The organism is Desulfovibrio ferrophilus, assembly GCF_003966735.1.
Lineage (GTDB): Bacteria > Desulfobacterota > Desulfovibrionia > Desulfovibrionales > Desulfovibrionaceae > Desulfovibrio_Q > Desulfovibrio_Q ferrophilus.
This window is the reverse complement of record NZ_AP017378.1, coordinates 845,003-864,385: the sequence shown is the minus strand read 5'-3', so window position 1 is coordinate 864,385 and position 19,383 is coordinate 845,003. Positions and strand designations below refer to the sequence as shown.

Below are 19,383 nucleotides of genomic sequence, written 5' to 3'. Positions count from 1 at the left end.
GCCGACTAGTAGATGCTAAAGGGGAAATACTTGTGATTGATGCGCTCATAGGTACCGTCCAGGCGGATAACCTGGATGGCTTCATTGATACGCTTGCGCAATTCGTTATCGCCTTCGCGCACGGCGATATATGCAGTGGAAGACGTGGCTTCTCCAGGCAAAGCCTCCCCGGCGAAGTCAAAATCAATCCCTTGCTCAGAATCAAGAAAATCCAGACAGTTCAAGGCATCGGAAAGAATCAGATCGATTTTTCCTTCAGCAAGAAGCCGATAGCTATCCGGTGTATCCTTGGCGATGATCACTTCGGAAGAGGAGGAGTAATTTTTGCGCAGATAATCGAGTTGCACGGTTCCATCTGCGGCTGAAAGACATTTTCCCTTCAACGCCTGAGGCGAGACATCGTCATAGAGTCCAGCCTTGGCAATAAAGGCACTCCGAGACCGATAGTAACGATCCGTAAAGTCGGCCCGCTTATCTCTTTCCTCGGTTTTCGCCATACTGGCTACGATCGCTGAGTAGTCCCCATTCTCCAACCCATCGAGGATTGAGTCCCACTCCACGGCCACGATCTCGCATTCGACGTTCATGGCGCGGCACAGCGCACTCGCTATATCCACATCGAATCCTGCCAGCTTGCCCTGATCATCCACATAATTAAATGGGGGATAAGCACCTTCAGTGGCGATGCGTAGAGCATCGCCAGCATAGGCTGAACACGGAACAGCGAGCATCAGTCCCAACAACACATTCAAAAGCATTTTCATAGCGCTCATTTCAGATACCCAACCGTGTAGTAGATGTGGATTATTGGCCGGCAACTATTCTTAATTCTTAATTCTTAAGCAACACAAAACTGAATACCCTAAAACAATCAAAGTTATAAAAATTAACTCGCCGTAAAACAGCGACTGTTTCGGCGAGGATTCTGCTTATTCAATTCCCGGGAAAATAAGAATTATCATTTTGCAGCACCAAGAACCGCTGCGACACCAAAATCACAGCACGTCTGACAGCTGCGCCTCAGGAAAGACCTCTGAAAAGCCATCCAGACCTGTACAGCGGCATCCAAATCAAGCGGCAACGGTATCTTCAAACTCAGGCCAAGGCCTGAAAAACCTTGCCCGTTGCCTGTTCGGCGGGCGACTTCACATCACGCAAGTCAGTGATTACATTCGAATACTGCTCGGCATTCTTGCGCACGGTTTCATTGTACTCGCGCACACTTTGCGAAGCCATACTCTTGCTGCCAAAGGACATCTCGCTGACCATGGTCAGTCCATTCACATTTTGAGAACTCATGATTCAATCTCCCCTGATGAAACACGTATCCCATTATGCTCGCAAATAGCCCTTCTTGGCAAGCCTAGTAGCCTCTAAGAACTTAAGCGATCATGTCGGACAGTATTTGGGGCCACATCTCAGGGACCATTTTGATTAAGGCGGGTGGCCAATGCCTTGATCAAGGCAAAGTTTGAATCCACTTTACCCTGAAGCTTTTCGTTGTCGGCCTGGAGCTTCTGCACGAGCAGCTGAAGAGAGGTCACCTTGTTTTCCAAGGTCTCAACTTGGGCCTCAAGTTTATTGATCAAGATACGGGCACGTTTATCGGTTTCAGCACGGGCAATTCCCATGTTGGCAAACGCAAACATCATGGTCATCGCTATAATCAAAATCATCCGCTTCATGTTGTCCTCCTTCTCGCCGACGGCGTATTCAATCAATATCATACCCCTCTTCCTGAGGGAATCTATCCCCCGACGACTTGCCCGGCATCCGGGAATGATTACAGTATTCATCGAACCCAAGGCACTAAGGAGAAGCCCATGAACGATACCGTCCACGTTACGTGCCCCAACTGTGCAGGCATCAACCGCGTCCAGACCGCAAAAATGGCTGCATCCCCCGTCTGCGGGCGCTGTGAATCCCCTTTACTCTCCGGCTCAGTCACTGACCTCAATGCACAAACTTTTGACCGATTCATCACCAAAAACGACTTGCCCGTACTGGTGGATTTCTGGTCGGCTTCATGCGGTCCCTGCCAGATGATGGCTCCAGCGTATTCCCAGGCAGCCACGCTGCTTGCCCCGAAAATTCGTCTGGCAAAACTTCAGACTGATACGAACCAGGCCATCGCCAGCCGCTATGCCATCATGTCCGTCCCCACCATGATACTTTTCAAGGGTGGGCAGGAAGCGGGCAAAATCAGCGGAGCCATGGATGCAGCAGCCATCACTTCCTGGGCCAAACTTCATGCCTAAAGTTCCCCGCATAAAAAAGGCCCACTCCCGAAGGAGTGGGCCATAACGACCCGTGGTCTCAAATTCTACTTTTAAGAAATGCACCTTGAACAATTTCAGGGACTTTGGCCGCCCCGGGCGTAGGGTGCGGATCTCCATAATCGGGGTTGGAGGCCGATTCAGCAAGCTGTCTTCCCTGAAGCTGGCTTTTCCAATTGGTGATCACCCGATCAGAACGGAGCAATTGTTCAGCCTCCTCCACGCTGTGGCGAATGATCGCCAGTCCCGTATCAAGACTCAACTCCCCTATGCTGCGAGTTTCGAACGCCATAATCAACCTCTTAAGTACCACTTTACACTATCCCCAAACGCACGGCAAACAACACCTCTATGTGCATGGGGGAATCCCCCGATTTTTATCGGGGGCGTTGACCCAATTTTAACGGAGGATGTATAGTTCGAGGTGGTAATTTTATAACGGCTCACAGGAGCAAATGATCGATGACCGACGACAAACGAACCACCAAACGCCTCGCTATCCAAGCTGTAGATTTCGCCACCTTGCTGGTCAACGACACCTACATGCTCTACGGCAGCATCACCAATGTCTGCCAATGCGGGCTGAATATGGAACTTTTCCCCTCAAGCCCCGGGGCATCACCACTCCCGGGAGATGCCATTCAGTTGCGGAGCTGCCCAAAAGGGCTGAATTGTCTGATTGGGGGCGCATCAGGAACCATCGCCTGGGTCCAAAGCAACATCTGCGGTATCCAATTGAACAAACCCGTCGCCAAAACCATTCAGGAACTCGAACAACATTTCTATGCCCGAAACCTGGCCCCCTGGTCAGGCCAAGGTGTTTAGCACTCGTCGCTTGTGAAAAACAGACAAAACAAGACCGCTCATAATCGAGCGGCCTTGTTAATTTTAAGCCCTTGATCTGGCAAAGCAACTAGAGGATCTGACTCAGGAAGAGTTTTGTGCGTTCATGTTCCGGGTTGACGAAGAAATGCTCTGGCGTTCCCACCTCGAGCACCCGTCCCTGATCCATAAATACAACACGATCGGCCACTTCTCGGGCAAACCCCATCTCGTGAGTCACCACGACCATGGTCATGCCCGCTTGAGCCAGGTCCTTCATGACATCCAGCACCTCACCCACCATTTCAGGATCGAGAGCGCTGGTGGGTTCATCAAAAAGCATCACCTTGGGGTCCATGGCCAGGGCGCGGGCAATGGCCACACGCTGCTGTTGACCACCGGACAACTGATCCGGGTACACATTCCACTTCTCTTTGATTCCAACCTTTTCCAACAGGGCCATCCCTTTGGCTTCGGCCTCTTTTTTGGACCGTTTGCGAACGGTCATTTGGGCCATGGTCAGATTCTGAAGCACTGTCTTGTGCGGAAACAGGTTAAAACCCTGAAAGACCATTCCGGCCTCGGCACGGACGCTGTTGATATCACTGTGCGGAGACAAGACACTGGTGCCATCGATACTGATCTCACCTTCATCCGCGAATTCCAGACGATTCAAACAGCGCAGGAAGGTAGATTTGCCCGAGCCGGAGGGACCAATGACAACGACAACCTCGCCTTCAGTCACCTCAAGGGAGACCTTGTCCAAAGCAACGAGTTTCTCGGGAACGTAGAAGTACTTGCAGACATCCTTTGCGACTATCATCCTACACCGCCTTGCGTTCCAGGGACTGCACAAACACGGAGAGGGTAAAAGTCAGCACCAGATACAACAGGGCACAGAGCAACCACATCTCGTAGTTCATGAGCGAGGCGCTGGCCACCTCGCGTGTAATCTTGGTCAGCTCGCGGATGGCAATAACCCCCAGCAAGGACGAATCCTTGATCAAGCTGATAAACTGACCCGCCAAGGCAGGCAGGATACGTTTCAGAGCCTGAGGCATGATGACCTTGCGCATGGACTCGGCATAGCTCATGCCCAGCGAACGCGCCGCTTCCATCTGTCCCACATTGATGCTCTGAATACCCGCTCGAACAATTTCTGCGGTATAGGCACCGGTGAACACTGCAAGTCCGACCACGCCATACCAGAAATTCTCGACCTGGGGGATCCCCGTATTGGCCAGCACCTGATTCACCAAAGTACCGATAACGTAGTACCAGACCATGAGCTGCACCAGCAGCGGAGAACCACGCACCAATTCGATATAGGTAATGGCACTCCACTTGAAAGCCGGATTATCCGAGATGCGGGCCAGACCAGTCAGGAGCCCAACGGCCATCCCCAGGAAAATGGCAATGAAGCTGACCTTCAAGGTCATCCACAATCCTTTCAGGAACAGGCCGACCTTCCACTGTTTACTGGCCCCAAGCACATCTCCGGAATAGATAAAATCGCCCTCGGAGACACGCAGCCCATCCGTAGGCACCAGATAGGCTTCCTCGCCATCCGGGCCAGTGACAACAACCTGGGTCTGCTTGCCCTGGTCATCCAGAGACAAAACTTCACCCTCGATTTCCGCCTGGATCTGTACGAATTCCTGATAGAAAAAATATTGGGGGACACGATTCCAGCGCCAGACGTAGTCCACATACTGCGTGGCTCCATAGATGCCGACGAGCGTCAAAACCACCATAGCGGCGAAAACGCCAAACCATATCTTGTTATATAAAGGTCCCCTGGGCCGATCCAGGCCGGGATACAATGACATCTTTGAACTCCTTGAAATAACGGCGCGAACAGGCGCCCCATCCCCCACAGAGAAGGACGGGGCGCCTCGCAAACTCAATCAGGCTAACACGCTGTTATTGCGTATTCTTGATCCAGCCGGTGCTCTTGATCCACTTGTTGTAGATCCGGTCATAGCGACCATCGGCCTTGATCTGTTTCATGAAGTTATTCAAGAAGTTCAGGAAGTCCGGATCACCCTTCTTGATGCCCCAGGCAAGAGGCTCGTAAGTGAAGGGCTTGTCCAGCAGCACGACATTCTTGCCGCCCTGCTGAGCCATGAAGACGACCAGGAAAGGCAGGTCGTAGACAAAGGCATCAGCCTGGCCGTTCACCACGTCCAGGGCGCCGTCGGCTTCCTTGTCGAAAGATTTGTAGATGGCCTTGGAAATCATGCGCTTGGTAGCGATTTCACCGGTCGTCCCCAAACGGGAAGCAACAGTGTATTTGGGATCATTCAAGTCTTTGTAGGACTTGATCTTTCCTTCGTGCTTCTTATTCAGGATGATGGCCTGCCCCACCACGATGTAGGGATCGGCGAAGTTGATCTGGAGGTTGCGCTCCTGAGTCAGGGTCATGCCCGAAGCAACAATATCGAATTTGTCGGCGCGCAAGGCGGGGATGATGCCATCGTAGTCGGTGCTGACAATATTCAACTTGACGCCCATGGCCTTTGCCATTTCCTTGGCGAGGTCAATGTCGAAGCCAACGACATTGCCCTTTTTATCGGTCATCTCGAACGGGGGATAGCCCGGATCGGTACCGATGCGCAGTTCACCGCGCTGCATGATGGTCTCGAGAGTGGATTTCTTGGCCAGCTCGAAGTCTGCTGTAAAGGCCTGGGATGCCAAAACCGCAACAAAGAAAGCGGCAAGCATCAGTTTTCTGGCGATGTTCATGGAACAACTCCTCATAAAATTCAGGTGAATAACAAAGGCGCGCCAGAGGCGCGCCTGGGCCAGCACGTTAATATTTGCCTTCGGAAAGTACTTCCTTGATGATCATGAGCTTCTTGCACTTGGGGCACTTAGGCATCTCTTCCTCGGGAAGGTAGATCACCTTGGTGATCTTGTGGATCGGGCAGTGAACTTCCACTGCAACCCTTTTGTACCTGTCTTTGAGCGCATTCATCTGTGCACCTCCTCTGGCATCAATCCAAACGCCATATCCTGCGCCACACGTGGCGACAAGGAAACATTGGCATTTATGGATAATAGATAATGGTTTAAGCGGAAAACCTCAGAGAAAGACAAGTCAGGGCGCCATCCATCTTGCGGGTCTCGCTCATGTCCAACTCGATCACATCCAAACCGGTTGCATCGAGTACGGCACGGACTCCGGGAAAACCGGCAGGAGTAATGAGGGTGTCATTGATGAGCAAGGCATTGGCTGCATACTCCTCGCCCTCGGGGGTGACAAAAATCTCGTATCCTTCCAGGGCTTCACACTGAGCAAAATCAGGTGTCACCAAAAGACGATTGCTACCGATATGGTTCACTCCGGACTTGAAGTGCAAGCCTTCCCCAACCGGCACGGAAACAGCCTGGTAGCCATGTTCGGCCACAATACGGGCAAACTGCTTGAAACCCTCCGCATTGGTTCGCTCAGACTGTCCCACGAAGAACTGCTTACCCACGAGCAGGACATCACCACCATCCATGGTTCCCGGTGCCTCGATACGGGCAACAGCCTTGTACTTGGCCAATGCGGGTTCGATACTGACCTGTTCACCGCTTCGAGAAGGTGCTCCCGGATTGGTGATTACTGCAATTTCGTCGATGACAACGGCCGTGTCCTCCACGAAATGCGCATCCGGGTAGGAAGCCTGGGCTTCCAGCACATCAACGGTCAAACCAAGTGAACGCAGGGCGTCGCAGTAAGCTTCATGTTGTTTAAGCATCAGGGAATAATCGGCAGCTCCGAGATGGCCGGAGGTCGTCAGGCCTTGGGCAAAATTCTCGCAGGGAATGCGAACAATGGCGTGCGTGAACAAAATAAGCCTCCTCCAAGGGTAAAATGAAGAGGGTCATTTAGCCCCTGAGGCGCCGGATTGTAAAGTGAGAAACAATCAATAGGTGCTCGTGGCCATGGACAGTAGCAATTCGTACAATCGCAGTGCCTGCGCTGGCTCGCGCTGGGCAAACTTTTCCATGGCATCCCGAGGGATGAATGCCAAGACGCAATTTTCATCGGCTCGAACTGTGACAGCAGAGACCCTGTCAGAAAGAATGCCTTGCGGAACAACTACATTTCCACGCCCGACAAGGCGCAAACGAATCTCTTGTTCATCCTGCTCCATATATTCCCCAACCGTGCCCCAAACCACGAGATACACACCATTCAGGGATTGCCCCACCTTCACAATGGTACTTCCCTGCGACACCTTTTCTTCGTGGGCAAAATGCTGGACACTCTCCAAAACAGCCTCGAAGCGCTCCATGCTCTGGAGGTGTGAATCAAGCTCATCATAAGCCTGATGAAAAAGTCGATCACTGTCACCCGTTCGGTTCATGGCGTCGCATTCGCGCTGCAAAATTTCGTTTTCACAGCGTTCAAGAGCCAACTCCAGATGATTATGAAGACTGACGCCATCAAGAACATCAGGGGTTGAATTACGCTTGAACAGCTCCCATAAACGATCCGGGACACGGCTCATCAGAAGTTTGACGTTCCCATTCTGAGCCTGCTGCGCAATTCGCAAGAAGTTGTTCACTGCCGAGATATCAAATCCGTCGATGGCACCCATATCAATAACAATGAACCGAGGAGAATGATCCGCTTTCAGCAAGGCTCCCACACGCTGAGCAAGAAAACAGGCGGAACCGAAAAAGACATAGCCGTCCAGCATGATCACCCGAATCTCATCCGCATGTTGCCCGAGCAGAATGCGCGCTGCCACAGGCCGTTCCACCTGACTGGACACATCTGCTCCGGTCAGTTCCTTGCGAATGACAGAGACACGGCTGAAACGGAAAATGAAGATGAAAATCGCCAGCAACAGCCCGAGTCCAACACCTTCAAGGAATCCAAACCAGGCAATGGCGGCGATGATGGCCACCACAATGCCGAAATCCACAACCGTGAGTTTTTTCCAACCCGAGAAGATCCAATCATCAAAAAAGAACAACCCCAGCAAAAAGAGCAGGCTCCCCAGAATGGGCTTTGGGAAAAAAGTCAGGACCTCAGCCCCCACGAAGACAACCATCAGGCAGACCAGTGCCCCGAAGATGGACACCAGCCTGCTGCCAACACCGGTTCGGTGTGACAGAAGGCTCAGGGATAAGGCCGCGTACCCGGCAAACCCTCCTCCCAGGCCACCCAAGAGATTTGCAGCAGCCCCTGAGAACAATTCCTTGTCCATATCGAGATCCGCACGAGCCCCCAACTCGATGCCCCCCATGTTCAGTAACAAGGCAATAGTGGCCAGCAGGGCAACTATCATCACATTGGGTAATTGGGTCAGGACAACGCCCCAATCCACATAGGCAAAATCGTCCGGCGTAAAGGCTGGCCACAGTCCTCCCGAAGGGAGCGAGCCAACTAGCCAACCACCCTGACGGGCAGTACTCGCATCAATCCCAAGGACCGCCAGTCCCAAGAAAAACGCACCAATTCCAAGCACCAGTGCCCCAGGCAGGATCAAGAAATGAGGGCGCAGCTTGAGCAATGCAAACAGCCCCAGAGCAAACCCCACTCCCAGCAGCCATTTATAAAAGACCTGGCCCTGAGCGTATGACTCCAGAGTCTCAAGCCCGGGCGAAACGCCCGTCATCACGCCGAGGCCACCAAGACAGAGCAAAAGCCCACAGCCCGCCAAGAAGCCGCCCACAACAGGGAATGGCAGAAAACGCACCAGATTCGAAAGCTTGAACAAACCCATCACGAAAAAGCACAGCCCGGTAAATACACCGGACAGCATCATCAGAACGACAAGGGTGGAGAACTGCTCTTGGGATTCCTGTGAGCCCATGGTGATCATAAGGGTGGAAGCAATCCCGACGAAAATAGCTGCCGGTATATCCTGTGGAAGAGTAACCACGCCTTTGAAGGAACTCGTCACCCCCGTGACCAGGGTCATCATCATGGCCCCAAAGATCAGCAATCCCGTGGCCTGCGCCGAGAAATTCGATAAAGAACCGGCAAAGATCATATTGGCAAAGGACGATTCGATGATCACCAACATGATGCCGATAATCAGGCCCTGCGCCATTGAGGGCAGCAGGATCGATGGAGTCAGCAGATCATCTTTGATTTCGCTCAGGCGTTGAAGCACATGGTCTCCCTGTATAATGTCACCCAACCACAATTATTGCAGGTTCATGCATAATTTATATGAAAAAAGCAAACAATAGCAATAGACGCCAAGGTTGAAAGGAGCAGAGTTCACGGCAGTTGCACGTCCCGTCGCCCTTGGATACAACCCCAGACATGCTCACTATCCGCTGCGCAAACTGCAAGACCAAACTCTGGAAGTACAACAAACTTGGCAAAGGCGAAGTCCTGCGCTGTCACAAGGCGCGCATCACGAAAATGCTTGATGCCCGGGAGCAGGACGGTGCCATCGACTGTCCGTGCGGCAGTCGCATTGGGATTGATAAGGGAACGAATTGGAAAATGATCAAAAATGCCTTCAACTACTCGGGGAAAAAAGTCAGCAAACTGTAAAAAAAAAATCGATAAATTACCCCACGGTGCGCAAGCCAAACCTCTCCATGCCAACTCGAACCCGTCCAGCCTCACGTCAAGGCATTTTGAACCGTGGGATGGACTTCCATATACGAGGGTAATAAGCAGCACAGCAGTCAACGTCCCTTTGAGTACCTCATATCCTAGACTTTTATTGCAGAGCCTAACTCCGATAATAGGCGATAAACATGTCCACAGCGGCCGCAACCACCCGCTCGCATTCCTCTGGACCAGGATCAGGATTCCAACCAATAATCCGTGGCCAGAACAAAAAACCCTTGATCATGCCCAAATATTGATGTGCAGCAAAATCAATATCCGCAATATCCAGCTTTCCATCTGCCACCATCTGCGAAAGCAAGATATGGATGCCAGATTCCACTTTCTTCATATCCGTAAACATGGTCTCCGCCCACTCAGGCGAGCGGATGCATTCAGACAATACGGCTCTGGTCAGCCCCATGAACTCCGTATCCATCAAAAGCCCTGCCTCCCGCCGTCCGAGTTCAAGCAATTGGACACGCAGAGAGATAGTCGGATCATAATCCACAGCAATAGCCTGTTGAGCCTGCTCCCAGTGCTCACCAATCACGGTCCGAAACAACACGTCCTTACTTCCAAAATGATTATACACCGTACGCTTGGAAACCTTCGCCCGCTGGGCGATCCGGTCCATGCTGCTGCCCTGATACCCCCGTTCCAGAACCTCAGCAGCCGCAGCAGTGACTATCGCCTCGCGTTTATCCTTTCGCAACTTTCGCGGTAAAGTCATCGTTCCCCCTTCCTTTCTCTGTCGAAATCAATCCCTAAAAACTACACTCTACAGTTTACTTTCGTAGAGTCAACAGGTAAACTGCACAGTGTAGTTTACACTAAAAAACATTAAACCAGCAATTCTACAAGACAATCCATGCAAGCTAAGCCATTTCGAGCCTTCTGCGCAGTATGCATCCTGATCGTCGGAATCATGTCTTGCGGGGCGGAACGCACTGAAAACAAGGACCCATTCTCGATGAAAATAAAAGCCTCACCGCAATTCAACGATGGAAAATTCCACAATATCAATAAAATCCAGATAAATATCATGGACAATCTGTTTGGTATGACCCGTGCCTATCTCTGTGGTGATGAGCAGAGGTTTCCCAAATCAGCACCACCAGTTCAAACACTAAATCTTGCTGCCCTTGAATCTTCCGGTGATCTGGGCGTGACCTGGTTGGGGCATTCCACAGCACTGATCCACATCGAAGGTAAACTGATTCTAACAGACCCCGTGTTCGCAAATCGCGTGTCTCCCCTGCCCTTGCTTGGACCCAAGCGATTTCATGACTCCATGCCCATCACGACCGAGGACCTGCCCAAGCTGGATGCAGTGATCATCTCCCATGATCATTACGATCATCTGGATCGAGATGCCATTTGTTCTCTCGCCTCCAGGACTGAAGTTTTCTACGTTCCTCTTGGAGTGGACAAGCATCTGCGTGGATGGGGTATTCCGCAGAACAAAATCGTTGCCCTGGATTGGTGGAATAACAGTGAACACCGTTCCGGATTGCGCTTTGTCGCTACTCCTGCCCAGCACTTCTCGGGCCGCGGCCTTACTGATCGGAACGAAACCCTGTGGGCTTCATGGACCATCTTGGGACGAAACAAACGTGTCTTCTTCAGTGGTGATTCCGGTTATGCCGGTCATTTCAAGACCATCGGCGACACCTATGGCCCCTTTGATCTCACGCTCATCGAATGCGGTGCCTATAGCCAATACTGGCCCGTCGTTCACATGATGCCGGAAGAAACGATTCAGGCCCATCAGGATTTACGAGGGCAACTCCTTGTCCCTGTCCACTGGGGCACATTCAATCTTGCCATTCACAACTGGTTCGATCCCATGCAACGAGCCACAAAAGCAGCATCGGTTCAGGGAGTTCACATCCTCACCCCACTACCGGGTGAAGTTATCAGCATCCCCCATGCCGCAGCATGTCAAAAATGGTGGCTGTCAAAAGGCATTTGAGTTGTGTTCATGAACCAAACAAGCAATCATGAATGGAATGAACGGCAACAGATGATGCCACCAGTGGTTATACCCCAGCAGACAGTGCTGCCCGAGTAGCGAGAATACTCACAGGCCGAAAACAGAACACACGTCAAGCCAAGGTCATTTCGCATGAAAAATAACCTTTCCAGATACACAACGTCTGTGACCCTGATACTAACGATATTCATCTTCAGCCTTCCGTGCTTCGGAAGCCAATTCATCGACTCTCCCGTCAAACAAGCAGCGGTCAATGATATCTCCATCGGCTATCGGATTCTCGGACAGGGCGAACCACTGCTGCTGATCACTGGCTACGGGGCAACCATGGATGTCTGGGACCACACTCTGGTGGAACGCCTTGCGCAATCCTTCCAGGTTATCGCCTTTGATAACCGCGGCATGGGCTATTCCAGCACCTCCGAAACCCCCTTTTCCTATGAATTATTCACAAGTGATGCCCTCGGCCTACTTGATGCCTTAAACATCTCACGCGCCCATATCCTTGGCTGGTCCATGGGCAGTTGCATCACTCAGGAGTTGGCCCTTACAGCGCCCGACAGAACACGGAACCTGATTCTGTACGCCTCGGCCCCGGAATCAACCGAGATCGTCAAGGTTTTGGACAGGCTGGGCAACCTCGCCCCTGAAGAACTGGCAGGCATGATGTTCCCCAAGCCATGGTTTGATGGGCATCCTGACATCTTCGGACATCTCCCCGCCCCACCAACTGTCCCTGACCCCGCAATCATTGCCCGACAGCGTATGGCCATCGAACAATGGGCAGGAGCAACCGCGCGTCTGAAAACGATGAATAACGACGTATTGCTCCTGGTCGGCGAGGATGATTTCATCACTCCTCCAGCTCATAGTCAGAACATGACTGAACTCATCCCCAAGGCACGGTTGGTCACATTCCCACATGGTGGTCACTGGCTCATGTACCAGGCTCCGGAAGAGATGGCGCAGGCCATCACGTCTTTCATCCGATCAGACCAGGAATGGAGCCAATAGCTACAATCGTGGCCCGGTTGAATAATGCTTTCGAAAACTCCATCATGACAATCTGGACCACGAAAAACCGCCATCTTCCGGGGAATGGAAGATGGCGGGTGTAAAGATTATGGAGTGCCATACGGCAGGAGCGATCCTACGAAGGCATCCACATCGGCAATCAGAAGATATCACTCATGGTGTAGAGTTTTCCGCTCTGCTGCTGAACCAGCCACTTGGCTGCACGCAGGCTACCAGCCGCAAAGGTATCGCGCGAATGAGCCTGATGCGTAACTTCAATGCGCTCGCCTGGGCCCATGAAATACATGGTATGCACACCGACCACATCACCACCGCGAATGGTCTGCACGCCGATTTCCTTCTTGGGACGAGCACCGATGATGCCCTCACGGCTGTACTTGCCCACTTCCTTCAGATCCCAGTCACGGGCCTCGGCCAGGCACTCGGCCAACTTCAGAGCCGTACCGCTGGGTGCGTCCTTCTTCTGATTGTGATGGAGTTCCACCATCTCCATATCGTAGCCTTCGCCAAGGGCCCGCACCAGCATGGGCAGCACCTTCTGCAGCACATTCACACCCACACTCATGTTCGGAGCCCAGAAGACCTTGCCATTTTGGGCGATCTCTTCCAGCTCCCCTTTCTCGTCATCAGAAAGGCCTGTGGTGCCGATAACGATGGGGTTCCCCGCCGCCACACACTTTCTGGCATTGGCTACGGATACGGCGGGAGAAGTAAAATCAATCACTACAGCGCCAGGGCATTCAGGCAACATGGCTTCCAATTCAGTGCCGCACAGGCAACCGTAAACGTCCAGACCTTCGTCACAGCCCGCGCGTTCGATAACCCCGGCCAGTTCAAGCTCGGGGTCGGCCTTGGCCATGCCCGCAATAATGGCGCCCATGCGCCCCTTGGCGCCGATAACGATAATAGAGGTGCTCATGATACTCTCCGAATGATTGATATTAAATGAGTGACAACTGCTGAGGGGTTCCTGTGGGCACGACATCCTCATCGGGTTCATCGTTCCCACTCTCATCGCCGCTCAACAGCCGCATGAATTCAGCATGATCAATGACAGTCAAACCCAAAGCCTCGGCCTTGTCCAGTTTGCCGCCCGCCTTCTCGCCAGCCACCAGATAATCCACCTTCTTGGAGATAGTCTTGACGACCTTTCCTCCAGCGGCTTCGGCCAGCTTGGCAGCCTGGGGTCGACTCATCCCGGGCAGCGTTCCCGTAAACAGAAATGTCTTGTCCGCCAGCACCCCCGCAGAGGAGGACTCCTCCGTGGGATCAGATACGGGCCACAACCCGGCCTTGCGGAATCGCTCCAACAGGGCGCGATTGTCCTCATTACCGAAAAACACACCAATGGACGCCGCGACCTCAGGACCAATGTCCGACAACCCCATCAACTCGTCGCTGCCGGCGCTCATAATTTCGTCCAGATCGTGATACTGTCGGGCCAGGGTCTTGGCCGTCTGCTCACCCACATGGCGAATGCCCATGGCTGCGATCAAGCGATCCAGCGATGCGGTCTTGCAGGCCTTGCCAATTGCAGCGACGGCGTTCTCGGCGGACTTGGTCCCCATACGCTCCATAAGCGCCAATTCCCCGGCCCCGAGGCCAAAGAGATCGGCTGGAGATTGCACACGCCCTTCCTTGACCAACTGCTCAATCAGCTTCTTGCCCACACCCTGAATATCCAGCCCGGCCTTGGACACAAAATGGATGATGCTTCGCTTGACCACCGCCGGGCAGGAGGCATTGACGCAACGCCAGGCCACTTCGCCTTCCAGACGCACTGCGTCCGAATCACAGGCCGGGCAATGGCGGGGAAATACATACTCCTGCTCTGTGCCGTCACGCTTCTCCTTGACGGGACGAACAACCTCGGGGATCACGTCCCCGGCCCGCTGCACCACCACAGTATCACCGATCAGCAGTTCCTTGGCCCGAACCTCGTCCTCATTATGCAAAGTGGCGTTGGATACGGTGACGCCCCCTACACTGACCGGGGCCAGTCGGGCCACCGGAGTCAGCACCCCGGTCCGCCCCACCTGAATCTCGATGGCTTCCAGGCGGGTTTCGGCCTGATGGGCCGGAAACTTCATGGCAATGGCCCACTTAGGGAATCTGGCCGTGAAGCCCAGAGCCTCCTGCAGTTCCAGATCATCAAGTTTGGCCACCACGCCATCGATCTCGACGGGCAGTCCATCACGTTCTTCGGCCAGCCGCTCGTAGTACCCGGCCACGCCATCCGGGGATTCGAAGCGCTGCGCACCGGGCGGGATGGTAAAGCCCCATTCCTCCAAGGCTGACATAACCTCAGCCTGAGTCCGCCAATGCTCCCCGGGCGATTGCGCCCCGTCGGCCCAGCGGACACTGCCCACGCCATAGGCCATGAAACGCAAAGGCCGAGAGGCCGTGATCTTCGAATTCAACTGACGCACAGACCCGGCAGCCGCATTGCGAGGGTTGGCAAAGACCTTTTCGCCCTCTTCCTCCTGACGCTCGTTCAAGGCGTGAAAGTCATCCTTGAGCATGACGACCTCGCCACGGACCTCCAGCAACTGAGGAATAAAATGTGCAGAATTGGAGTCGGGAATCGTCAGGGTCAGTGGCAGATTGCGAACCGTACGCATATTCTCGGTCACCACTTCACCAATTTCACCGTCACCGCGCGTCAGAGCGGCAGCCAGCCGACCATTCTCATAGACAACCTCCACAGCCAACCCGTCCAGTTTGGGGTCCGCCCAGAAAGCCAACGGAGCGTGCGGTTCCTCACGGCGAATACGTTCGGTAAACAGAAGCCATTCGTTCACATCAAAGGCATTGTCCAAGCTATACATTCGCTGAGTATGGCTACGTTTCTCAAACCCTTCGCGCACGGCCCCACCCACTCGGCGGGTCGGGGAGTTGGGGTCATCCAACTCCGGGTGCTCCTGTTCCAGGGTCAGAAGCTCTCGAAACAGGACATCATACTCGGCATCAGTCAGTTCGGGATCATCCAGCACGTAGTAGCGGTGATTGTGATATTCAAGAAGGCCGCGCAGCTCGGCAACGCGCCCCTGTATGTCCTGAGAGATTGTCATCGGAAGGTCTCGTAGTCGGTAAAATCGTTTTTAAGTCTCCGTAAAGTCTCACGCCAATCAGGACCAAACCGCTGGGCCAGAAATTCAGCCTCGGCGCGGGCGGCGGTGTCCATGAATCCATCCACGGTGCGAGCGGTGCTATGGTAGATATGGCGCACGCAGACCTGATGATCCACGGCCAACACCCATCCAGCCTTGGCCACACGAGCCGAAAAATCCAGGTCCACACCATAGCCGAAGGGATTCATCCCAAAAGCCAGGCCTCCGGCTTCTCGCCAAGCATCCACATGCACCAGAGGCGCAATGCCGTCCACCAGATTCACCTGCCTGAACTGCGCTTGAGAGCGCTGTTCCATCTGGGGATGGTAAGGGTTGGAGGTCACAGATGGTGCATAAATCCCCACCCGTCCCAAAGCTATCTCCATGCGGGCAAGCCTGCCTACAACGGAGCCCACCAGCGGCGGTCTGGAAACAAAATACAAATCGTTATTGAGAAACCAGACACGTTTGAAGCCTTCTTCCGAAAGCCGCCGCATGGCCCATTCGAAGGCCCCGGCCCAATAGAGATTTTCATCCAATCGCTGCCAGGAGTCGGGATAGAGCTGCGGCGCTGCATTGTCCAGCACCAGAACCGGAATATTCAGCCCCTTGGAGTTCTGCACATCGGCCTTGAGTTGCCGCTCAAGCTTGGCTGTCAGTTCAGGCTTCCCGTAATGAAGAATAACTATGGCCAGGGAGTTGTCCGGCATGATTTCCATCAGGCTGCAAGTTCGTGCGGCCTTGTTTTATTTTGCATTTTTGCGCGCCCGGACCTACAATTACCGGGACTTGAACTGTACGTGCAACCCACAAAAACCGCAATCATCCGAGGCTTGCCCATGCCGTTTCAGTGGAACACACTGCCCACCCCGCTGCTTGAAGCTCTTATGACGGGCAGCACCGGGAAAGCGCATCTGGCCCGTTCTGCGCTATTGGCTCTGGGGGCACCCCAACCATTAGTGGATTTGGGACTGACGCTATTGGCCGAGGCCTGGACCCACGACCCGCTGGACGCGAACCTGGCAACTCAGACTCTCTCCCTGGACGCCAAACTGCACCTTCTGCCTGCGCCAATCAAAGCCCTATTGAAACAGGCTTCCAAATCCCAAGGCAAACTCAGAAGCCTGCAACCAGCGCTTGCACACGCCCGAGACGAAGTGTCCGCCAGCGAAATGCTCACACTCGCCTCACAGATCGAACCGTTTTTCCCCGCTGTAGCACATATGCTCCAAGCCGAAGGACACTTCCTGGCAGGCCGTTTTGAGCAGGCGGGCGAGGCTTGCCGAGCCTTGGATGTCCCCCTGCCCCGCATTATGAATCTTGAAGCAGAATGCGCCCTACGCACAGGGGACCGCGAACGGGCCATTACTCGGTACCGTGAATCACTGCTGGCTTCTCCTTGGCAAGTCAACACCCTGATGCGCCTGTATGACCTGGTCATGCAACGGGACCAGACCATCTCGATGCCTAAGGGAGAGACGGTGGTGCTGCTCTACTCCTGGAACAAAGCCGACGATCTGGACAAAACCCTTGCCAGCCTTGCCGCCTCGGATGCAAAAGAAGCCTGCATCATCACTCTGGACAACGGCAGCACCGATGCCACCCCGCAAGTTGTGGACGCCTGGGCCAACCGTCTGGGCAAGCGCTTCAGCAAGATTCGTCTGCCATCGAACATTGGCGCCCCTGCGGCGCGCAACTGGCTGATGACTTTGCCAGAGGTTCGCAATTCACGTTGGACCGTCTATCTGGACGATGACGTCGAACTCGTTCCCGACTGGTTGGGCCGTTTGGGCGCAGCTACCGAGGCCTACCCCGCAGCCGGAGTCTGGGGTTGCAAGGTCGTGGATATAGCACGCCCCGCCATCATCCAGAATGCGGACCTGCACCTGCGCGAACCATATGACGACTCAACTCTGGCACACATCAGCAACCAACCAACCCTGTTTGAGGTTACGGACCTGCATCACGAAGGCCCGGACCTGGGCCAGTTCGATTACATCCGTCCCTGCGCCTCGGTCACGGGATGCTGCCACATGTTCAGCACGGCCAAGCTGCTCCAGGCGGGTGAATTCGACATCCGCTTCTCGCCCACCCAACTTGATGACCTGGAGCACGATCTGCGCCTGTTGCTGGCCGGTCACATCCCCGTTTACACGGGCCATCTGACCGTCCGTCATGCCCGGCTTTCGGGCACAAAATGCGCCATGAGCAGTGCTGCCAGTGGCAATGCCTTCGGCAACCAGCTAAAACTTCAGTACAAAATAGGGCCAGACAATGCCAAGGCCATGCGTAAAATTGCAGCCCAGGCACTGCTCGATGACGTCCTCACCAAACAAGAGGCCCTGAGCTTGTAGTTCCTTCCAAGGCCACGATTATGACAATGACAAAAAAAGCCGGGCATGCCCGGCTTTTCCGCGTGGTCGAAAATCTCATCCCCTTCGCTGAAAACCAAAAGGGAAAATCACTTCAAATGGATGAAATGGTCTGGTTCTATTACGAAGTCACTTCCCACAGGTTGCCCAGATTTTCCCTGTCGCCAACGGCAATGACGGTGTCACCAGCAGCAAGAACAGTCTTGGCATCGGGATTGAAGACAACCTCTCCGGTTGCATGCTTCAGACTGATGATAATCACGTTGAACCGCTGACGAATCTTGGATTCAATCAGGTTCTTGCCACAGAGTTCTGACCGGTCGGAAAGGGTCAACTCTTCCATGGACAATTCCACTCCATCACCAGCGACTGCCAGTTCAAGAAAACTGGTCACAGCAGGTCGCACAACGGACTGGGCCATGCGAATACCACCAATGGTATGCGGCAGCATCACACGGTCTGCACCCGCGTGCTTCAGACGGTTGATGTGTGACTCGTTATTGGCCCGAGCCACGATATTGAGTGCAGGATTCAACTGCCGCGCAGTCAGGGAGACATAGACGTTGGCGGCCTCGGAGGACAGAGCAGTAATCAGATTCTTGGCACGATGGATACCAGCACGGGTCAGGACATCGTCCGAGGTGGCGTCACCGGAGATGAACAAGATCTCGTCTTCTTCCATGTTAGGGATAAGTTCCTCGCCCATTTCAACGGCCACGACAGGCAACCCTTCGCGCTCAATCTCCCGCACGGCAATGGACCCAATACGCCCGTAACCACAAACAATGGTATGATTAGTCAGTTTATCGATACTTTTTTGCACTCTGTGCCTCCCCCAAACAGTTTGAAGCCGGCCTTCCACCAGAATCTGCGTGAACGAACCGATGAGAAAAGCGAAGTTGCCCACGCCCAAAATGAGCAGGACACTGGTCAACACCATACCGTTTTCCGAAAGAGGATGAACCTCCTCAAACCCGACGGTGGAGAGGGCAATAAGGACCATGTAAAAACTTTCAAGGTAGGTCCAGCCCTCGACGGCCATATAGCCGTAGACTCCGCCGAAGAAAATCAGCATCAGAGAGCACAAGCCCATAATCAGCGGCCAGAAGCTGCCATAGCGCCGCTGCAGCTTACTGAGCTTGATCTGGCCACACAGGCCATGTTTGTCGGGTCTGCCCTTGCTCAATTTACATACATCCGC

Annotated in this window: 21 protein-coding genes; 6 read left to right on the top strand and 15 right to left on the bottom strand. The window is 53.7% G+C overall.

Translation table 11 applies throughout. The features are described 5' to 3' along the window. Positions 1-5: 5 nt before the first annotated feature. The 3 genes from EL361_RS04050 to EL361_RS04040 form a co-directional block, all read right to left on the bottom strand. A complete protein-coding gene (locus tag EL361_RS04050) occupies positions 6-773 on the bottom strand; it encodes a transporter substrate-binding domain-containing protein (RefSeq protein ID WP_126376867.1) in 768 nt (255 codons plus the stop codon). Positions 774-1,095: 322 nt separating this feature from the next. Beyond that, the gene (locus EL361_RS04045; RefSeq protein ID WP_126376865.1) at positions 1,096-1,299 is read right to left on the bottom strand and encodes a hypothetical protein; all 204 of its coding nucleotides are present in this window, start codon (positions 1,297-1,299) and stop codon (positions 1,096-1,098) included. A 119-nt stretch (positions 1,300-1,418) separates the two neighbouring features. After that, positions 1,419-1,727 carry a coiled-coil domain-containing protein gene (locus EL361_RS04040; protein ID WP_126376863.1) on the bottom strand — a complete coding sequence of 103 codons (309 nt, stop codon included), beginning with the start codon at positions 1,725-1,727 and terminating at the stop codon, positions 1,419-1,421. 96 nt (positions 1,728-1,823) lie between these two features. Here EL361_RS04040 and trxC point away from each other — a divergent pair, with 96 nt between their 5' ends. Further along, positions 1,824-2,258 (top strand): thioredoxin TrxC, encoded by a 435-nt coding sequence (trxC, locus tag EL361_RS04035; RefSeq protein WP_126376861.1) that lies wholly within the window; start codon positions 1,824-1,826, stop codon positions 2,256-2,258. Between the two features lie 58 nt (positions 2,259-2,316). Here the strand turns inward: trxC and EL361_RS04030 are convergent, their stop codons facing one another. Next, positions 2,317-2,568 (bottom strand): hypothetical protein, encoded by a 252-nt coding sequence (locus EL361_RS04030; protein WP_126376859.1) that lies wholly within the window; start codon positions 2,566-2,568, stop codon positions 2,317-2,319. Between the two features lie 170 nt (positions 2,569-2,738). Between EL361_RS04030 and EL361_RS04025 the strand changes: the two genes are divergently transcribed. Beyond that, a complete protein-coding gene (locus EL361_RS04025; protein ID WP_126376857.1) occupies positions 2,739-3,101 on the top strand; it encodes a hypothetical protein in 363 nt (120 codons plus the stop codon). An 88-nt stretch (positions 3,102-3,189) separates the two neighbouring features. On the opposite strand, the gene EL361_RS04020 is transcribed toward EL361_RS04025, so the two are convergent. The 6 genes from EL361_RS04020 to EL361_RS04000 all read right to left on the bottom strand — a co-directional run bounded on the left by EL361_RS04020 (position 3,190) and on the right by EL361_RS04000 (position 9,217). Continuing rightward, on the bottom strand, positions 3,190-3,921 hold the full coding sequence (locus EL361_RS04020; protein WP_126376855.1) for an amino acid ABC transporter ATP-binding protein: 732 nt from the start codon (positions 3,919-3,921) through the stop codon (positions 3,190-3,192). A 1-nt stretch (position 3,922) separates the two neighbouring features. Beyond that, positions 3,923-4,927, bottom strand: coding sequence for an amino acid ABC transporter permease (locus EL361_RS04015; protein WP_126376853.1), 1,005 nt, complete (start codon positions 4,925-4,927; stop codon positions 3,923-3,925). Between the two features lie 94 nt (positions 4,928-5,021). Beyond that, entirely contained in the window at positions 5,022-5,843 is an 822-nt protein-coding gene (locus tag EL361_RS04010; RefSeq protein WP_126376851.1) for a transporter substrate-binding domain-containing protein, read from the bottom strand. 67 nt (positions 5,844-5,910) lie between these two features. Beyond that, positions 5,911-6,075 carry a hypothetical protein gene (locus tag EL361_RS17035; RefSeq protein WP_172961628.1) on the bottom strand — a complete coding sequence of 55 codons (165 nt, stop codon included), beginning with the start codon at positions 6,073-6,075 and terminating at the stop codon, positions 5,911-5,913. 94 nt (positions 6,076-6,169) lie between these two features. Beyond that, positions 6,170-6,937, bottom strand: coding sequence for a dimethylarginine dimethylaminohydrolase family protein (locus EL361_RS04005; RefSeq protein WP_197723450.1), 768 nt, complete (start codon positions 6,935-6,937; stop codon positions 6,170-6,172). A 75-nt stretch (positions 6,938-7,012) separates the two neighbouring features. Next, positions 7,013-9,217: a SulP family inorganic anion transporter gene (locus EL361_RS04000; RefSeq protein WP_126376847.1), complete on the bottom strand. Its 2,205-nt coding sequence runs from the start codon at positions 9,215-9,217 to the stop codon at positions 7,013-7,015. A gap of 155 nt (positions 9,218-9,372) precedes the next feature. Here EL361_RS04000 and EL361_RS03995 point away from each other — a divergent pair, with 155 nt between their 5' ends. After that, positions 9,373-9,609: a hypothetical protein gene (locus EL361_RS03995; protein WP_126376845.1), complete on the top strand. Its 237-nt coding sequence runs from the start codon at positions 9,373-9,375 to the stop codon at positions 9,607-9,609. A gap of 184 nt (positions 9,610-9,793) precedes the next feature. Here EL361_RS03995 and EL361_RS03990 read toward each other — a convergent pair whose 3' ends face one another. Beyond that, on the bottom strand, positions 9,794-10,402 hold the full coding sequence (locus EL361_RS03990; RefSeq protein WP_126376843.1) for a TetR/AcrR family transcriptional regulator: 609 nt from the start codon (positions 10,400-10,402) through the stop codon (positions 9,794-9,796). Between the two features lie 138 nt (positions 10,403-10,540). On the opposite strand from EL361_RS03990, the gene EL361_RS03985 reads away from it, so the two are divergent. Continuing rightward, complete coding sequence (locus tag EL361_RS03985) at positions 10,541-11,644, top strand: MBL fold metallo-hydrolase (RefSeq protein WP_126376841.1); 1,104 nt, start codon at positions 10,541-10,543, stop codon at positions 11,642-11,644. Positions 11,645-11,797: 153 nt separating this feature from the next. After that, complete coding sequence (locus tag EL361_RS03980) at positions 11,798-12,679, top strand: alpha/beta fold hydrolase (protein ID WP_126376839.1); 882 nt, start codon at positions 11,798-11,800, stop codon at positions 12,677-12,679. 160 nt (positions 12,680-12,839) lie between these two features. On the opposite strand, the gene dapB is transcribed toward EL361_RS03980, so the two are convergent. Genes dapB through EL361_RS03965 form a run of 3 tightly spaced genes read right to left on the bottom strand, consistent with a single transcriptional unit; the run spans position 12,840 to position 16,520 of the window. Then, entirely contained in the window at positions 12,840-13,619 is a 780-nt protein-coding gene (gene dapB, locus EL361_RS03975; protein WP_126376837.1) for a 4-hydroxy-tetrahydrodipicolinate reductase, read from the bottom strand. A 22-nt stretch (positions 13,620-13,641) separates the two neighbouring features. After that, the gene (ligA, locus tag EL361_RS03970; RefSeq protein ID WP_126376835.1) at positions 13,642-15,771 is read right to left on the bottom strand and encodes an NAD-dependent DNA ligase LigA; all 2,130 of its coding nucleotides are present in this window, start codon (positions 15,769-15,771) and stop codon (positions 13,642-13,644) included. Then, positions 15,768-16,520, bottom strand: a complete 753-nt coding sequence (locus EL361_RS03965) for a glycosyltransferase family protein (RefSeq protein ID WP_126376833.1) — start codon at positions 16,518-16,520, stop codon at positions 15,768-15,770. The genes ligA and EL361_RS03965 overlap by 4 nt, the downstream gene beginning before the upstream one ends. A gap of 129 nt (positions 16,521-16,649) precedes the next feature. Here EL361_RS03965 and EL361_RS03960 point away from each other — a divergent pair, with 129 nt between their 5' ends. Beyond that, positions 16,650-18,164, top strand: a complete 1,515-nt coding sequence (locus tag EL361_RS03960) for a glycosyltransferase (RefSeq protein WP_172961627.1) — start codon at positions 16,650-16,652, stop codon at positions 18,162-18,164. Positions 18,165-18,303: 139 nt separating this feature from the next. Here EL361_RS03960 and EL361_RS03955 read toward each other — a convergent pair whose 3' ends face one another. After that, the gene (locus tag EL361_RS03955) at positions 18,304-19,368 is read right to left on the bottom strand and encodes a potassium channel family protein (RefSeq protein WP_232034868.1); all 1,065 of its coding nucleotides are present in this window, start codon (positions 19,366-19,368) and stop codon (positions 18,304-18,306) included. Positions 19,369-19,383 lie beyond the last annotated feature (15 nt).

Excerpts from the sequence above, each read along its gene's own strand:
- EL361_RS03990 (WP_126376843.1), bottom strand. The coding sequence starts at position 10,402 with ATGACTTTACCGCGAAAGTTGCGAAAGGATAAACGCGAGGCGATAGTC.
- EL361_RS03980 (WP_126376839.1), top strand. The coding sequence starts at position 11,798 with ATGAAAAATAACCTTTCCAGATACACAACGTCTGTGACCCTGATACTA.
- EL361_RS03960 (WP_172961627.1), top strand. The coding sequence starts at position 16,650 with ATGCCGTTTCAGTGGAACACACTGCCCACCCCGCTGCTTGAAGCTCTT.
- ligA (WP_126376835.1), bottom strand. The coding sequence starts at position 15,771 with ATGACAATCTCTCAGGACATACAGGGGCGCGTTGCCGAGCTGCGCGGC.
- EL361_RS04020 (WP_126376855.1), bottom strand. The coding sequence starts at position 3,921 with ATGATAGTCGCAAAGGATGTCTGCAAGTACTTCTACGTTCCCGAGAAA.
- EL361_RS03995 (WP_126376845.1), top strand. The coding sequence starts at position 9,373 with ATGCTCACTATCCGCTGCGCAAACTGCAAGACCAAACTCTGGAAGTAC.
- EL361_RS04010 (WP_126376851.1), bottom strand. The coding sequence starts at position 5,843 with ATGAACATCGCCAGAAAACTGATGCTTGCCGCTTTCTTTGTTGCGGTT.
- EL361_RS03985 (WP_126376841.1), top strand. The coding sequence starts at position 10,541 with ATGCAAGCTAAGCCATTTCGAGCCTTCTGCGCAGTATGCATCCTGATC.
- EL361_RS04045 (WP_126376865.1), bottom strand. The coding sequence starts at position 1,299 with ATGAGTTCTCAAAATGTGAATGGACTGACCATGGTCAGCGAGATGTCC.
- EL361_RS03965 (WP_126376833.1), bottom strand. The coding sequence starts at position 16,520 with ATGCCGGACAACTCCCTGGCCATAGTTATTCTTCATTACGGGAAGCCT.
- EL361_RS04015 (WP_126376853.1), bottom strand. The coding sequence starts at position 4,927 with ATGTCATTGTATCCCGGCCTGGATCGGCCCAGGGGACCTTTATATAAC.
- EL361_RS17035 (WP_172961628.1), bottom strand. The coding sequence starts at position 6,075 with ATGAATGCGCTCAAAGACAGGTACAAAAGGGTTGCAGTGGAAGTTCAC.
- EL361_RS04025 (WP_126376857.1), top strand. The coding sequence starts at position 2,739 with ATGACCGACGACAAACGAACCACCAAACGCCTCGCTATCCAAGCTGTA.
- dapB (WP_126376837.1), bottom strand. The coding sequence starts at position 13,619 with ATGAGCACCTCTATTATCGTTATCGGCGCCAAGGGGCGCATGGGCGCC.
- EL361_RS04050 (WP_126376867.1), bottom strand. The coding sequence starts at position 773 with ATGAGCGCTATGAAAATGCTTTTGAATGTGTTGTTGGGACTGATGCTC.
- EL361_RS04040 (WP_126376863.1), bottom strand. The coding sequence starts at position 1,727 with ATGATATTGATTGAATACGCCGTCGGCGAGAAGGAGGACAACATGAAG.
- EL361_RS04030 (WP_126376859.1), bottom strand. The coding sequence starts at position 2,568 with ATGGCGTTCGAAACTCGCAGCATAGGGGAGTTGAGTCTTGATACGGGA.
- trxC (WP_126376861.1), top strand. The coding sequence starts at position 1,824 with ATGAACGATACCGTCCACGTTACGTGCCCCAACTGTGCAGGCATCAAC.